This window comes from Gemmatimonadales bacterium, assembly GCA_036500345.1.
GTDB lineage: Bacteria > Gemmatimonadota > Gemmatimonadetes > Gemmatimonadales > GWC2-71-9 > Palsa-1233.
On sequence record DASYCE010000032.1, the window covers coordinates 199,376 to 215,402 of the forward strand.

Below are 16,027 nucleotides of genomic sequence, written 5' to 3' on the forward strand. Positions count from 1 at the left end.
TCTTGACGTCCACCCCGCCATCCTCCGCTGTCGCCCACGAACCGAGCGGCGACCTGCCCGTTGCGACGCCGCAATCGGCGCGGGGACTCGGGCGTCTCTCGATTCCGGGTCCGCGGACGCTGCTGCGCGGGATCATCTTCGCACGACTGCTCCTGATGGCGCTCTCCCTCGGACGCGCGCTCGGTCCGATCCAGGGTCAGACCGACGCCGCGCTCGGATCGATCCTCGGTGTGATGCTGGTTGCGCTGCTCGCGTCGGCATGGCTGGCATGGCGGATCTTCCGGCGGCTCGCGACGATTCCGGGGCCGAGCGCGCTGCTGCTGCAGGCCGCGGTGGACATCATTGTCGTCACGTCGCTGATCTCGTTCACCCGCGCCGCGGCAACGTCCGTCGCCGCCCTGTACGTGGCGCTGGTCACGGTCTACGCGCTCCTCCTCCCCGTGGGACGCGGCCTTCTCGCCGTGGGATTTGCGGTGGCATGTTACATCGCGGTCAGCATCCGGGCGCCGCTCGAACCGCCCGACATGCGATTCTGGACCCAGGTGGGAGTGATCGCCTTCGTCGGTGCGCTGATCGCCGTGCTGGGGAACCGTCTCACCGATGCATCGCGCGAGCAGCGCGCACTCACGGCAGCGCTGCTTCAGGCCCGACTCGAAGCCGACGAAATTCTTGGCAGCATCCAGTCCGGGGTGATCTCGATCGACGGCGACGGGCGGCTCGGCTACCTGAATCCGCGCGGGCGCACGATCCTGGGAAGCAACGGCGTCGGATTCGTACCGGGCCAACCGGTGCTCGATGTCCTTCGCGCGCGGTCGCGGGAGCTTCACGACGCGATCGAACGCGGCCTGACCGATGGGCGACGGATCGCGCGCGGTGAGGCGCAGGTCCGCCGATCGGACGGGTCGCTCTTTCCGGTCGGCCTCAGTACCACGACCTTCATCCGGCCCGGAAGCAATCGCCGCGTCGTGACCGCGATTTTCACCGACATCTCCGATCTCAAGCGCCTCCAGGAATACCGGTTGCGTGCCGAGCGGCTGGAAGCGGTCGCCGCGTTGAGCGCCTCGCTGGCGCACGAGATCCGGAATCCGCTGGCGGCGATTCGCAGCGCCGTCGAACAGTTGGCGCGATCGGTCGGTCCGGATGAAGATGACCAAACGCTGGCGCGCCTGGTGATGCGCGAAAGCGAGCGACTCAACCGCCTCCTGAGCGAGTTTCTCGATTTCTCCCGGGTGCGCGCCAGTAATTTCGAGCGGCTCGATCTGCTGGCGCTGGTGAATGACTCGGCGCGGGTGATTCGTGAACATCCCGAAGCCCGCGGAGTAGAGGTTGTCGTCGAAGGAGAGCCGGTTGAACTTGACGCCGACACCGACCTGCTCAATCGCATCGTCAGCAACCTGTTGCTGAACGCGGCGCAGGCGCTGGCCGGGAAGGGGCGGGTCGTCGTCTCCGCGGGTCTCGCACGGCCGGGCGAGGGATTGAGCGGGTCGGTCAACCGGCCAGTGAAACTGATCGTCCGCGACAACGGGCCGGGGATCCCCGAATCCGTGCGCGAGCGACTCTTCGAACCGTTCGTGAGCGGGCGGCCGGGCGGGAGCGGTCTCGGCCTCGCCATCGTGCAGCGCGCGGTGGCGGCGCACCGTGGCATCATCGACTTCGTCACCGCACCGGGCGCGGGGACCACCTTTTCGATCTTTCTGCCAGTGACTTGGAACCGGGAGGACAGGGCATGAGCCAGCAGCCGTCCGTGTTGGTCATCGACGACGAATCCGGCATTCTCGACACCCTTCGCATTCTGCTCAAGAAGGAAGGATTCGAGGTCACGACCGCGCAGGGAGGGAAGGCGGGGCTCGATGCGATTCGCGCCGGTGTTCCCGACCTGGTCCTGACCGATGTACGGATGCCGCAGGTGACCGGTCTCGACATTCTGCAGGCGGTGAAGGAGGCCGATCCGATCACTCCGGTCCTGCTGATGACCGCGCAGGCCTCGCTGCAGAGCGCGATCCAGGCGGTGAACGCCGGAGCCTTCTATTACCTGCAGAAGCCATTCGCCAATGATGAGTTGCTCGCGATTCTCCGGCGGGCATGCGAGTTCCGGCAGATCCGGGTCGAGAACAAGCAGCTCAAGCAGGAAATCAGGCGCACCGGCGGCGGCCCGCGCCCGGTGGTGACCCGGCCGGTGGGAAAATCGCGGCGATTCCTCGACGTGCTGCGCCTCGCCGACGTGGTGGCGCCGACCGACTCCACCGTGCTGATCGGCGGCGAAAGCGGCACCGGCAAGGAAGTGCTCGCGCGTTATATCCACGACGCGTCTCTGCGCGCCGAGGGGCCGTTCCTGTCGATCAACTGCGGCGCGCTTCCCGAGACGTTGCTCGAGAGCGAACTCTTCGGTCACGTGAAGGGGTCGTTCACCGGCGCCGTGCGCGACAAGCAGGGACTCTTCGCGGCGGCGCGCGGTGGCACCTTCTTTCTCGACGAAGTTGGCGAAATGCCGCCGTCGCTGCAGGTCAAGCTGCTGCGGGTGCTGCAGCAGCGCGAAGTGATTCCGGTCGGCGCCACCGAGGCGCTTCCCGTCGACGTGCGCATCATCGCCGCGACCAATCGCGACCTCGACGAAGAAGTCCGGCGAGGCAACTTCCGCTCCGATCTCTTCTACCGGCTCAACGTGCTGGCGATGGATCTTCCGCCGCTTCGCGATCGGCGTGACGACCTCCTGCTGCTGATCGATCGTTTCCTCCAGGATCTGGCCAGCGATCGTGGCATGGATGTGAAGGCGTTGTCTGCCGAAGCGCTCGATGCGGTGATGGTGTACGAGTGGCCCGGTAACGTGCGCGAGCTGCAGAATGCTCTTGAGCACGCGACGGTGCTGACCAAGGGATCGCTGATCGAGCCGCAGCATCTTCCCGAGCGGATCACCCGGCAGAAGAAGGAGCCGCTGATCGCCGAGCGCGCGCAGCCGAATCCGCCGCTCGACCTGATCGAACGGGCCTACATCATGTTCGTTTTGCAGGCCGAGGGCGGAAACAAGACCCGCGCCGCCGAAGCACTCGGGATCGACCCCAGCACACTCTATCGCAAGCTCTCCCGCTACGAAGAGGTCGAGGCGAAATAGTGGCCCAGGCCGCCGCGCTGATCCTGCTGGTGTTCGGCTGGTTGCCGATCGCCAACTGGATTCCCGGCGGCCACGACGCGCCATGGTACGCCACGCGTCTCACTGACTGGTTGAGCGGCGGCGCGATTGCACTGGGTGTCGGCATCGTCACGGCGATCGTGCTTCGACAATCGCCCCGGCTCTGGCGCGACGGCGCGTGGGCCGCGGTCGCGCGACGATGGAGAGGATTGGATCGACGCGCCGACGGCGTGATCGCCGTGCTGTGCATCGTGGTGTGCGCATTCGTGTCGCGCGCGACGTTTTCGACGAAACCGCTCTTCATCGACGAGATCATCCAGGTCTACCAGGCCCGCATCCTCGCCTCCGGTCATCTCTGGCTGGCCGCTCCACAGTTCCCGCAATTCAGCAGTGCACAACTCCTCCTCGACTGGGGCGGGAAAGTGTACGGGCAGTTTCCGGTGGGCGGCCCCGCGATGCTGGCGCTCGGCGTGCTGGTGCATGCGGTCTGGCTGGTGGGACCGGTCGCGACCGGCATCGGAGTGTATTGCTTCGCGCGGTTGTTGCGGCGGGTCGAGGGGCACGACGGGACGGCGCTCGCCGCGCTCCTGCTCTATGCCTTTGCACCGTTCACCGTCTTTCTCGGTGGAACGATGATGAACCACGTCACCGCGACGACGTGGGTGCTCGCTGCGGCGCTGGCGCTGGCATGTGCCGCGGAGGATGACCAGCCGCATCCGCGCGCCGCGTTCCTGCTGGGACTGGCGCTTGGTGTAGCAGCGACGATCCGTCCGGCTGATGCCGCCGCGTTTGCGCTGCCGGCCGCGGGGTGGCTGCTGTGGCGCGCGCGTGCGGGGAGGGGCCATCTCGCAGCGCTGCTGCTGAGCGGGCTCGGCGTCGCGTTGCCGATGGTGGCGCTCTTCTACGTCAACGCCCAGCAGACCGGTCATCCGTTCGAATTCGGGTACATCGCGATGTGGGGGAGGTCGCATGAGATCGGCTTTCACGCCGCACCATGGGGCGCCGCCCACACGCCGGCGCGCGGGGTGGAGCTGATCAACCTCTACTTCCTGCGGCTCCAGGACTACCTCTTCGAATCGGCGGGACCGTCGCTGCTCTTCGCGACGCTGGCGCTGGGCTTGACCCGGCGAATCAGATCGTTCGATCGCTGGGTGCTCGCGGCGTCGGGGCTGCTCGTGCTCGGCTACTTCGCGTACTGGCACGACGGCTTCTATCTGGGACCGCGCTTCTTCCTCCCGCTGACACCGTGGCTCGCGTGGTGGACCGCCCGGCTTCCGGTTGTGCTGCGGGCGCGAGCGGTGGCGGTTCCGGTGGTCCGCGGCACGGTGGCCGCAGGGGTGACAGCACTCCTCCTCGGTGCAGCGACCAGCGTCCCGATTCGCGCCGAACAGTATCGCAACGCCGATGTCTCGCGTCACTTCGATGTCGATTCGGCCGCGGCGTCGCAGGGCGTCCACGACGCGCTGGTGCTGGTGCGTGAATGGTGGGGCGGCCAGCTCGTGGCGGAGATGTGGGCGATGGGGGTGAATCGCGCCGATGCGGAGCACGACTATCGCTGGAACGACGCCTGCCGGTTGCAATCGGCGATAGACGAGACCCGGGCGGACGGGAGCGGGCCCGCGGGGCTCGCCCGCCGCCTTGCCGCGTTTCGCGGCGATTCAGCCCGCCTCGTCGTGAACCGGGCCCACTCCGATACTGCTGTCCGTATTGTGCCGGGATCGGCGTTGAGCCCGAAGTGCCTGCGCCGCATGGCGGAAGACAGCGCCGGTTTCGTGACCTATACGCCGCTCCTGCTGGTTCACGGGCATGGGAATCGCTACGTGCGGGATCTGCATGCCACTGATTCCCTGTTGCATCCGTTCTCGCATGGCACGCCGGTGTGGCTGCTGACCGAAGCGCCGCAGGCCGGGGCGCCGCTCCGCTTCGAGCGCGTGTCGGCGGATTCCGCGGAGCGTGACTGGATGATGCCGTGACCCAGGTCGCTGCGCTGATCCTGCTGGTGTTCGGCTGGTTGCCGATTGCCAACTGGATTCCCGGTGGCCACGATGCGCCGTGGTATGCGGGCCGGCTGAGCGAGTGGTTGAGCGGCGGAGCGATCGCACTGGGCGTCGGGATTCTCGCCGCGATGTCGGTGCGCCGATGGCCGAGGCTCTGGCGCGAAGGTGGATGGACTCGCATCGCCGCGCGTTGGCGTACACACGATCGCAATGCCGATGCGTTCATTGCGCTGGTGTCCATTGCCGTCTGCGCCGTCGTGGCGCAAACGATCCTCTCCGCAAAACCGCTGCTGATCGACGAAGTCATCCAGCTCTATCAGGCTCGCATCATCGCAGCCGGACATTTCTGGCTTCCTGCACAGAAGTACACCGAGTTCACCAGCGCGATGCACCTCCTCGACTGGGACGGGAAGGTGTACGGGCAGTTCCCGGTGGGTGGGCCGGCGATGCTGGCGCTCGGTGTGCTGCTGCACGCCGCATGGTTGGTGGGGCCGGTCGCGACCGGAATCGGCGTGTATCTCTTCGCCCGATTGCTGCGCCGCGTCGAAGCAGAGGACGGAACAGCGCTCGCGGCGGTCCTGCTCTACGCCTTCGCGCCGTTCACGGTCTTTCTTGGCGGGTCGATGATGAACCATGTCACCACGACGACGTGGGTGCTGGCCGCGGCGCTGGCGCTGGCGTGGGCGGTGGAGGATGACCGGCCGCATCCTCGCGCGGCGTTGGCGATGGGACTGGCCCTCGGCATTGCCGCGACGATCCGTCCGACCGATGCAGCGGCGTTCGCACTTCCGGCTGCAGGGTGGTTGCTCTGGCGTGCGCGTGCAGGAGGTGGGCACCTCGCCGCGCTGCTGCTGAGCGGGGTCGGCGTGGCACTGCCGATGGCGGTGATGTTCTACGTCAACTCACAGCAGACGGGTCATCCCTTCGAGTTCGGCTACATCGCGATGTGGGGGAAGTCGCACGAGATCGGTTTCCATGCTGCGCCCTGGGGGCCGGCGCACACGCCGGCGCGTGGACTGGAACTGATCAACCTCTACTTCCTGCGGCTGCAGGACTACCTCTTCGAGGCAGTTGGACCGTCACTGGCATTTGCCACGCTGGCGCTGGCGCTGACACGACGAGTACGGGCGTTTGATCGCTGGGTGCTGGCGGCGTCGGGACTCGTGGTGCTGGGATACTTCGCCTACTGGCACGACGGGTTCTATCTCGGGCCGCGCTTCTTCCTGCCGTTGGCTCCGTGGCTGGCATGGTGGACTGCGCGGCTACCGGCGGTACTGCGAGCACGGCGCGTGGTCGCTCCAGTCGTGCGCGGGACGGTCGTGGCCGGCGCGACGGCGCTCCTGCTCGGCGCGGCCACCGGCATCCCGATTCGGGCCGAGCAGTATCGCAACGGTATGCTCTCGATGCGGTTCGACATCGATCGCCTGGCAGCCGAGAGTGGTGTGCACAATGCCGTCGTGCTGGTGCGCGAGAGCTGGGGCGGTCAGATGGTGGCGCGGATGTGGGGACTGGGCGTCACGCGCACCGATGCAGACCATATCTATCGAACGACCGACGCCTGCCGTCTCGAGGGCGCGATCACGGCGACCGAAAAGGATCACGGTGACGCGGCGCAGCTCAAGCAACGCCTTGATCCCTTTCGCGGAGATTCGGCACGGTTGATCACGGTGACCAACCTTCCCGACACCACGGTCCGGTTCCTCCCGGGCGAGTCACTGACTCCGGTATGCGGCCGCCGGATTACCGAGGACCGCGCCGGATTTACACTGTATACGCCATTTCTCGTCGAACACGGCAGCAGCAACGTGTTCGTCCGCGACCTGCACGCGCTCGATTCGCTCGCGATTGCCCAACATCCGGGCATGCCGATATGGATCGTCACCGAAGGGAACCGGCTGGGAAGTCCACTCCGCTTCGAGCGCGTTCCGCTGGATTCAATGCGCCGGGAATGGGAACAGGACTAGCGCGTGGGGCGCGTCAGAATCCAGCTGGGCGCGAGGATGTCCACTTCTTCCTGATCATGCTTGCGCTGCCACGAGCCGAGATCGAAGTAGGGTGGTGTTGCGGTCCATTGCAGGGTCACGGCGGGGAGCGGCCCGCAGGGATTGTGGTCGTCGAGGACGGCGTTCCGCAGTAACGGTTGATGGAGCCGATCAGTGACTGCTTCGCACGTCGCCTCGGTGATCACCGGAAGCGCACTGTCTGGGACACCGATCGCTGCTGCGTACTGCCGGAGTTCTGGCGCCGTCACCGGCCAATGGCGACCACCCTGCCGCGGCGAAACAACGAACACCGTATCGAGCTTCGGCAGGCGCGGAAAGGTCCGGGCGATCGCCGCGGCGATATCGGCAATCGAGCGCTTGTTGCCGACCGTCCGTTCCGACACCGACGCGCTGTACCCGATGACCACCAGCCCAGCGGCCAGCGCCAGCCACCGACCGGATTTGACGTGCAGCACGATCTGGTCGAGTGCAGCGACGAAGAGTCCGGCGCTCGCGACAAAAAAAGGAATGCCGTAGAAGGCCGAGTACCGGGGCCAGAGCGCGTACAGCAATGCGCCCGCGATCGGGCAGGACGCGAGGCCGGCGATCCAGATCCGTCCCTCGCGACTCGCACCTCGACCGAGCCACATGATCACGCCGGCCGCCATCACCGCCAGGTAGACGACGTTGGCCGGAAACAGGGCTGTCTGCGCGCCGGCCGACCAGAACCGATCGGGGAGGACCATCGCCTGCAGCGTGTTCCAGAAGACGGCGAAGGACAGGCTTCCGGCGGCGAATGACTTGGCGTAGGCGTGGGTGACTGCGTGTGAGAGCGCCCATTCGACCGACCAGCCCTCCAGTACCAGAACGACCAGGAGCAGACCTGTGAGCCAGTAAAGCCGCGGAGACGTTCGGGGGAAACGGAAACCGGTGCCCGGGATCCAGCAGACAGCCAGTGCGATCACGGCCGGCAGGCAGATGCCGATAACTTCCTTCGAGAGAAGTACCGCCGCGGCAAGGACGGTGATGAGCGACGCTCGCATGCGCCATCGATCTGTATGCTGATACCCCGACGCCGCCAGGAACAACAGCAGCAGCAGTACCACCGCGAGCGGCTCACCCATGATGAAGAGCCACCCTTCTGTCGACGGGACGGCAATCGGGAGAAGGATTCCACCAATGACCGCAGCGGTGAGCGTGCCGCCCGCGCGACGAACAACGGCGACGAACAGGCTTGCGGCAAGAAGCATGAGGATGGCACGTTGCCACTGCCAGAGCACCGTGTTGTCCCCCGCGATCGCCCAGTTGACAGCCAGTTGGAGATAAGTCAGGTAGTTGGCCCGTCCGTCGGCGCGGGTAAAGGTGCAGAGCGCCTGGAAGGCCGACCACAAGCCGGTCGAGCGGTGGAACAGCGGCAGCATCTCCCCGTAATCCCAGACCGGGAATGCGCTTTGCACCCACGGGCGGACAACGACCAAGGAGAGAATCGGTGCCAGGTGAGCGAGCACGAGTTGCGCTCGGGATGGGGCTCGGCGCGGCGCCGGGAGTGACGATGTCATCGGGTCGGTCATCGCGACGCCCGCGGTCGGTTGCGTGACACCATCATCGTGTCCAATCTGCCAGGTGCGGGATCCGTCGATCTTCATCGCCGGCGATCGATACTCGATCCATGCCTGCCGAGCCTGCGGAATTCGGTTTCTTGATCCCCAACCTGACGCTGCGGCGCTTGAAGTCCTCTATGGCGAGCAGTACTTCGCGCACCGCGCCCCCGGAGCCCCGGGATATGACCGGTATCTCGCAGAAATCGAGAATATCCGCAGTACGTTCGATGATCGGCTCCAATACCTTCCCGATCCCCGCGCCGGCAACGCGCTGATCGACGTCGGTGCAGCGGTCGGGCTCTTTGTCGAACGCGCCCGCGCGGTGGGCTGGAACGCCGAAGGTGTCGAGCCGAGTCAATGGGCTGCGGGCTATGCCCGTGACATTCTCGGCCAGCCGGTCCGGCATGCGATGCTGGAGACCGCGGGCTTCGCGCCGGGCAGCGCCGACGTCGTCACGATGTGGGAAGTGATCGAGCATCTCCCTGATCCCGCGTGCACTCTGCGTGCCGTCCGCGATATTCTCCGCCCGGGCGGGTCGTTGGTCCTCTCGACTCCCGATGCGGGCAGCAGGGTGGCCCGCCTCCTTGGCCGCCGGTGGCTTGGCTGGTCCAAGGTGCCCGAACATCTCTTCTTCTTTGACAGACCGACGTTGCGCCGCGTGCTGGAAGAGTGCGGCTTTCAGGTCGAGTCGATGCGCTATGTGCCGCTGGTCGTCAGCCGGCAGTACCTGCTCGACCGGGTGGGACAGATGATCGGTATCAACGCTCATCGCCGACTTCCGCAATCGTGGCTCGAGCGGCCAGTCCGCATCAATCCATTGTACGACTTGCTCGTTGCGGCGCGAAGACTGTGACAGAAATCGCCGTCAGCGTCATTCTGCCATGTTTCCGATCGACCCCGGTCGCGCTCCGGACCGCCGAGGTGCTTGCGGCGTACCTCCCGACTGTCTTTCCGACGTGGGAACTCATCGTCGTCGACGATGGTGAGAACGAGTTCGGCACCGCACCGCTTCCCGATGCGGACAATGTCCGGCTCATCACGCATTCCAGGAACCTCGGCAAGGGCGCGGCGGTGCGTACCGGAATGCTTGCTGCCCGCGGGCGGATTCGCATCTTCACGGACATCGACATGCCGTATGATCGCGAACTGCTGCCGGTCCTCGCGGATTACATCGATCGGTCGGGGTTTCATCTCGTCATCGGCGACCGGACCTTGCCGGGATCGCACTACGCGGCGGCGACGAGTCCGGCGCGGCGGATGCTGTCGGCAGTCGCGTCACGCGTCATCGGCTCGCTCGTGACGGGCGGATTCTTCGATACGCAGTGCGGGATCAAGGCGATGCGCGGCGATGTGGCGGACGCGCTTTTTCCGATGATCCGGACCCGGCGTTTCGCGTTCGATGTGGAGATCGTGTATCTGGCACTCAAGCACGGGCTCGATGTGAAGCGGGTGCCGGTGCACCTGCGACGCAACCTCGAGTCCTCGGTCCGGCCGTTTCCGGACGCGGTGCGCAGCGCGATCGACATCCTTGCGATCAAGCTCAGGCAGCTCCGACGCGAGTACGACAATCCCGAATTGGCAGCGATCATCTTTGACGAACATGCCCGGGCGCTCGCGCGCAATCATTCCCTGCCGACGAGCGCGCCCACCGATCGATCGGAATCCACCCGCTGACGGCGCCTGACTCAGTGTCCCGATGAGGCCGGCGGCGCAAACAACGCCACCCCCACCCGGTTCGGCCCCATGTCCCAATGCACCACCAATTGCCAGTCTGCCGCCCACGACGGCGGCTTCCCCGCGTTCGGCCAGATCTGCAGCAGCAGGCACGGCACCTTCCCCGGCTGATCGGCGTAGCGTGCCGAAATGTTCGGCACCGCGATCGGCCGGAAAACGGTCGTCGGCTGGAGCGATCGCGTCAGCGCCATGACGGGATATTCCCACGCGTCAGGCCACGTATGCGTCCCGACGTCGCCGCAACCGCTTGCTGCGATCCGGTCGACGATGTCGAGATACGGACGCGCCAGCGCCGGCTCGTACATGAAGTACGTCAACGATCTCGGTGTCGTCAGTACACTGGGCCTCGGCGCGATGGTGTTCCCCGGAATCGACAGCAGCGGACGGGTATACCCGAGGAGCGCGACCGGAAGCGCGCCGATCAGCAGGATGCCGATGATCATCTGCCTCGGCACCTTCGCCAGTCGATCGAGCTCGCCGGCGGCGATCGCCGCGGCCAGCACGAAGAGCGGCGTCTGCAAACGGCTGTTGTAGCTCTGCCACTTGAGTTCGGCGCAGAAGATCACGAACGCCCCCGCCAGCGCCATCACGATCCACGCCGATGTTCTGCGAGGCGGCGACCGGAACAGCGCCACGATGCATCCGGCGATCAGCAGGAGGTGCAACGGATTCGGCGCCGATTCCTCGTGGGTGTTCCACGGTGTCGGAATGAACTTCGGATTCCACGTCGTCCGTTGGTCGTCGGGATTGACACCCAACGTGCGCGACAGGCCGGACACGCCATCGGTCACCGCTGAGTTCACGCCGGACCATGGTGTGCCGAGGTGCAAGCTCAGGTTCCGGAGCACGTTGACGAACACCTGCGCTGGCGCATGCGTCTGCATCGCCGCGTCGTTGCGCCAGGTCGCATCGCCGGCGGGATCGCCGAACACTGCCGCATTGCGCGCCATCTGCGGGCCAGCGATCAATGCGATCGCCACACACAGTCCCGCACAGAACGCTGCCGCGGACCTCCACGATCGCCTCGCCACCAGCACGATGAGCGGCAGGAGTGCTGCTCCAGCGAAGAGGAGTCCGGTCTGCTTCGTCGCGGTTGCCAACCCGAACGCGAGCGCGGCGAACGCGGCATCGAGCCGTCGCCTGCTACCCAGGAAGCGGTATCCGAACCCGCACGCGACAGCGCACCAGCACGCGGCGGTGAGGTCGGTCTGCGTCCCGCTCGACTGCGCCACCGCCATCGGGAGCGTTGCCACCACGATCGCGGCGAGCACCGCCGCACGAGTGCTTCCGCCCAGCACGCGTGCCAGCAGCGCCGCGCCGCCGCAGGCCCCCGCGAATCCGATCCACTGCACCATGCTGGCGAACCGGTCACCACCGCTGAGCAGCTCGAACTGCAGCACGCCATACTCCGCCCACGACGGCATGAAGAGCTGGCGGGTGTTGAATGTGGCGAACGGCCGCAGCGATCCTTGCTGGATCCACCGTTCCACCCGTACCAGATGGTAGGTCAGCCCGTCGTACGAATTCGGGGCGGAGCAGAGCGCGACGACCAGCGTCAGCGCCAGGAGCAGCGCGACGGGCCAGAGCGCCAGGAGTGCAGAACGATCAATGGTCGCGTGGGTGTCGACCCCCCGTGCGCGGCGCGCGACGATCCACGCCGCTCCGCTGGCGATGATCCAGAGTGTTGCGCTCCCGGTGGCGTTGAGGAGCCCCGCAGCCGATTGCAGTTCCGTCCCGATCGAGACGACGACACCCAGGACAATGAGAGCGGCGCAACCACTCTCGAGCACGCCGTATCTCGTGCGCTGGAGCGCGGCGACCCACGCAAGCCACGCAACCAGCGGGAGGAGAATCACTCGCTGCCCGTCGTCGCCGAGCTGTCCGCCGCCGCTCGAAGCCGGCGAATCCGCACCAGTTCCGACGCAAATTCGCCCTGGCCACGATCGAGCGCCTCGCGAGCGATTCGTTCGGCGTCATCCCATCGCCGCTCGGCCATCAGGCACTCGATCAACTTGGCGCGCAGCAACGAGCCAGTCGGATCGAGCCGCAGCCCCGATTCAAGGATCGGAATCGCTTCGGCGTAGCGTCCATCGGCTCGGAGAAACTGTCCCAGCCGGTCATTCACTTCCGGATCGTGCGGCCAGAGCTTCATCGCATGCGTGAGGTCGGCGATTGCCAGCGAATCCTTTCCCGCGCCTTCCCAGTAGATCCCCGCCGTCCGCCACGCGCGGTACGCATCGGGCGCATCCACGGTCAGTGCGGCGTGAAAGTCCGCTTCGTCTTGCCACGTCGGCACGCGCAGGGCACTTCGCACCGCCAATCCGGCGCCCCACGCAGCGAGCACGGCCACCAGCGTTCGGAACACGGTTTGACGATCGGCAGGACGGGTGGCCACGAGCCGGTCGAGTACCCCGCCCACGACCATCGCCAACCCGATACTTGGGAGAAAGAGAAGTCGCTCCGCCATCACGACCCCGGTCGGCGTGAGCACGTTGCTGATCGGGGCCAGCGTCATTGCAATCCACAGCAGTCCGAACGCCACCACCGGCGCGCTGCGCTTTGCGCGTGCGAAGCCGGCAATCCACAGGAGCACCAGCGCGATGCCGACCAGGTGTTCGACGCGAAACGGCCCGCCGATCGGAACTCCAGGTGGCCCGTACTCCGCCTGCAGATGTACCGGCCACGCGATCAGCCGGACGTACCGCAGAAGGATCGCGAGAAACGTCAGCGACCGGCCACCGATCCCCTGACCCCCGAACGCCGCCGCCGGGACTTCGCCGGTCGCTGACAACAGCACGCTGGTGCGAAAGAGAAAGAGCAGCACCGACACCATTGTCACCGGCACCAGCAACCGTGCGACGACTCCAGGCCGCCGGTCGAGCGCCAGGGTCCATTCGGCGCCGAGGAGGAGCGGCACCAACACGAATCCCTGCTCCTTCGATCCCATGGCGATGATCGCCACGGCGATCAGTCCGACCACCGCCCTGGTCGTCGCCTGCCGGAGCCGGGCGTCGAGGTAGATCAGCGCCGCCGCGAGCAGTGCGATTGCGACCCAGAGCTCGGACTGGCCGACGATGTTCGCGACCACTTCGACGTGCACCGGGTGGACCAGAAAGAGGATCGTGGCGCCCGCGGCTGCGAGTTCACCGATTCCGAGCCGGCGCATCACCGCGAAGAGGAGCGCGCCGATCGCGAGGTACATCACCAGCGAGACGAGATGAAAAAGCCACGGCGCTCCGTGACCGAGCCACCATTGCGCCGCGAATCCGGCGATGGTGACCGGACGCCAGAGCGTGCCGAGCCAATACGGTGCGGCCGGAATGGTATGCCACAGTGCCGGGTCGGTGACCCGCGGATTCTGCGTGATCGCCGGAACATCGTCGTAGACGAATCCGTTGCGGATGCTGAGCCCCATCGCGGCGATTCCCGCCACGGCGACTGTGGCGACGATCCACCGTCGACGCGCCGTCATCGTTTCGGAATGCTGTCCACGGGTGGCGGCAGATTGACTGTATGCGGCGGAGCGTGCACCCGGTCGGCGCTGTCGGCGATTTCAGCGTATCGCGCCAGCGTCGTGTGCTGCGGGCCATACGACGCGCCGAGGCGTGCTTCGACTGCCGCCTCCTTGTAACGACCGAGCCAGAGGAGGCAGGCCACTTCCGAGCCGCGTACACCATTGTGTGCCGGCATCATCGCCAGCACTTCCTTGTACAGATTCAGCGCCGGTTCGCACATCGCTGCAGCACGATACTTGTCCGCCAGGTCGATGTAGACGGGCACCGCCGCGGGATAGAGGTCGATCGCCTTGCGGTACTCGAGTTCGGCCGTCTTCTTCATGTTGACGCCAAACAGGACCGAGGCATAGGCGTGGTGCGCGCGCCAGCTCCTCGGCGCATCGATGACCGACTGGAACCAGAGCGTCGCGGAATCACGCCACACCATCTGGCGCGACATGCTGCGAGACAATCCCATCGCGAGCAGGACGATCGATCCAGTCGCCGCGGCGATCCGCCCAGGCGATCCGCGACTGTATAGCCACGCGCCAGCGAGCCAGAGGATGTCGGCACCGGCGATCACCACGCCGACGCTGCTGAGGAAGAGGGTCCGCTCGGCGAGGACGATTCCGGTGGGAATCAGGACGTTGCTCACCGGGATCAGCCCGATCGCCGTCCAGAGGATCCCGAACGCGACCACCGGCCGGCGGTGCCAGCAGTACCACGCCAGGACGAAGGTGGCGATCAGCAGCAACGCGCCGAACGATTGCGCGGTACCCCAATGCGTTGTCCCGACGATTTCTCCGGGTGAATAGTCGGCCTGCAGGTGCGCGGGCCAGAACAGGAGCCGGTACCACTTCGGTACCACGCCGAGCATCGTGATCGCGCGGCCTCCGACATGCAGCCCGCCAAGCGCCTCGGCGGTGAAGCTCCCCTTGGTGTTTCCGGCGAGGACGATGGTGCGCACTCCCGCGACGCATACGGCAACGAGGACAAACGCGAGATACAGCGGTCGCAGGAGTACGAAGCGTTCGCGCCAGGTCCGCCCATCGTCGATGATGGTCAACTCGGCAGCCACCAGCATCGCCGGGAGCATGGCACCGCTTTCCTTGAACAGCATCGCGACCAGGTAGCCGAACACCATCAACGACATCGAGCGCCGGGTGATCGCGTCGCCGCTGCGACGGTGATCGATGTATGAAGCCGTGAGCATCGCCACCAGGATCCCCACCACAAGTTCCGCCTGGTTCACGGCAACGGCGACCGCTTCCACGTGGACCGGGTGGATCGCAAACCACGCGGCCGCAACCCAGGCCGCCCCCGGGCCGAGGCATCGGCGGGCGAGTCGATAGACCGCCAGCACCGCGCCGAGATAGAGGAGAACGGAGACGATACGGAAGATCGGTTCGTGTCCGCCACTCACGACCCACTGAACGGCAAACGACAGCATGGTCAGCGGCCGGTAGAGATCTCGCGGATAGGGCCACGGCCAGTACGCCTGGCCGAAGAGAACCCATGGATGGGCGAGGGTGTGGACCAGGCCGTTGACCTTGATGATCGGCAGGTCGTCCTGGACCCACGTGTTCCAGAGGCAGGAAAACGTCGACCCGAGAGCGAGGAGAACGAGTCCCGCCAACCCGGCCCAACGCGGGAAGCGGATGTGCCTTGTGGAGGCATTCATCCCGTTTCGCCCCGGCACGGATAATGAGTGGGAAGGTGACGTTTTCTCATGCGGTTGACTCCGGACTTGCAGACTTCAAGGCTTTCCGCTGCCGAGTCCCGCGAAATGCGCCAGGATTATCTCGGCGAAGACCTTGTGTGACAACAACTTATCGGCAAGCCCCGTGCCGTGGCACCGCGATTGCCAATGTTTTCGGCCAGCAACGCGGGGCCCCTATTTTGACCTTTGCGCTGCACAGTTTCCTCGGCAACCATCACTGGAGAGAGAGACATGTTGCGCAATCGCAAGGGCTTTACCCTGATCGAGCTGCTGATCGTGGTCGTGATCATCGGCATTCTGGCGGCCATCGCCATCCCGAAGTTCGCCGCGACGAAGGACAAGGCGAAGCTGGCGTCGGTGAAGTCCGACGTC

At 66.0% G+C, this 16,027-nt stretch carries 11 protein-coding genes; 7 read left to right on the forward strand and 4 right to left on the reverse strand.

Annotation, left to right across the window (positions count from 1 at the left end; genetic code table 11):
- Positions 1 to 2 precede the first annotated feature (2 nt).
- Genes VGM20_15220 through VGM20_15235 form a run of 4 tightly spaced genes read left to right on the forward strand, consistent with a single transcriptional unit; the run spans position 3 to position 7,088 of the window.
- On the forward strand, positions 3 to 1,730 hold the full coding sequence (locus VGM20_15220) for an ATP-binding protein (GenBank protein HEY4102220.1): 1,728 nt from the start codon (positions 3 to 5) through the stop codon (positions 1,728 to 1,730).
- On the forward strand, positions 1,727 to 3,109 hold the full coding sequence (locus VGM20_15225) for a sigma-54 dependent transcriptional regulator (protein HEY4102221.1): 1,383 nt from the start codon (positions 1,727 to 1,729) through the stop codon (positions 3,107 to 3,109). The genes VGM20_15220 and VGM20_15225 overlap by 4 nt, the downstream gene beginning before the upstream one ends.
- Positions 3,109 to 5,100, forward strand: a complete 1,992-nt coding sequence (locus VGM20_15230; protein HEY4102222.1) for a hypothetical protein — start codon at positions 3,109 to 3,111, stop codon at positions 5,098 to 5,100. Before VGM20_15225 ends, VGM20_15230 begins: the two co-directional genes overlap by 1 nt.
- Positions 5,097 to 7,088, forward strand: a complete 1,992-nt coding sequence (locus VGM20_15235; protein ID HEY4102223.1) for a hypothetical protein — start codon at positions 5,097 to 5,099, stop codon at positions 7,086 to 7,088. Before VGM20_15230 ends, VGM20_15235 begins: the two co-directional genes overlap by 4 nt.
- Here the strand turns inward: VGM20_15235 and VGM20_15240 are convergent.
- On the reverse strand, positions 7,085 to 8,752 hold the full coding sequence (locus VGM20_15240) for a hypothetical protein (GenBank protein ID HEY4102224.1): 1,668 nt from the start codon (positions 8,750 to 8,752) through the stop codon (positions 7,085 to 7,087). The genes VGM20_15235 and VGM20_15240 overlap by 4 nt on opposite strands.
- Between VGM20_15240 and VGM20_15245 the strand changes: the two genes are divergently transcribed.
- Both VGM20_15245 and VGM20_15250 read left to right on the forward strand, forming a co-directional pair.
- Entirely contained in the window at positions 8,730 to 9,560 is an 831-nt protein-coding gene (locus tag VGM20_15245; GenBank protein HEY4102225.1) for a class I SAM-dependent methyltransferase, read from the forward strand. The two genes, VGM20_15240 and VGM20_15245, sit on opposite strands and share 23 nt — an antisense overlap.
- Positions 9,557 to 10,381, forward strand: coding sequence for a glycosyltransferase (locus VGM20_15250; protein HEY4102226.1), 825 nt, complete (start codon positions 9,557 to 9,559; stop codon positions 10,379 to 10,381). The genes VGM20_15245 and VGM20_15250 overlap by 4 nt, the downstream gene beginning before the upstream one ends.
- A gap of 11 nt (positions 10,382 to 10,392) precedes the next feature.
- Here the strand turns inward: VGM20_15250 and VGM20_15255 are convergent, their stop codons facing one another.
- From VGM20_15255 to VGM20_15265, 3 genes are read right to left on the reverse strand one after another with little or no spacing between them, the layout of a single operon-like run.
- Entirely contained in the window at positions 10,393 to 12,297 is a 1,905-nt protein-coding gene (locus VGM20_15255; protein HEY4102227.1) for a glycosyltransferase family 39 protein, read from the reverse strand.
- Positions 12,294 to 13,913 (reverse strand): tetratricopeptide repeat protein, encoded by a 1,620-nt coding sequence (locus VGM20_15260; GenBank protein HEY4102228.1) that lies wholly within the window; start codon positions 13,911 to 13,913, stop codon positions 12,294 to 12,296. Before VGM20_15260 ends, VGM20_15255 begins: the two co-directional genes overlap by 4 nt.
- A complete protein-coding gene (locus VGM20_15265) occupies positions 13,910 to 15,616 on the reverse strand; it encodes a tetratricopeptide repeat protein (GenBank protein ID HEY4102229.1) in 1,707 nt (568 codons plus the stop codon). The genes VGM20_15260 and VGM20_15265 overlap by 4 nt, the downstream gene beginning before the upstream one ends.
- Positions 15,617 to 15,886: 270 nt before the next feature.
- Here VGM20_15265 and VGM20_15270 point away from each other — a divergent pair.
- Positions 15,887 to 16,027, forward strand: a 141-nt coding sequence (locus VGM20_15270; GenBank protein HEY4102230.1) for a prepilin-type N-terminal cleavage/methylation domain-containing protein, incomplete at its 3' end; no start/stop codon positions are given.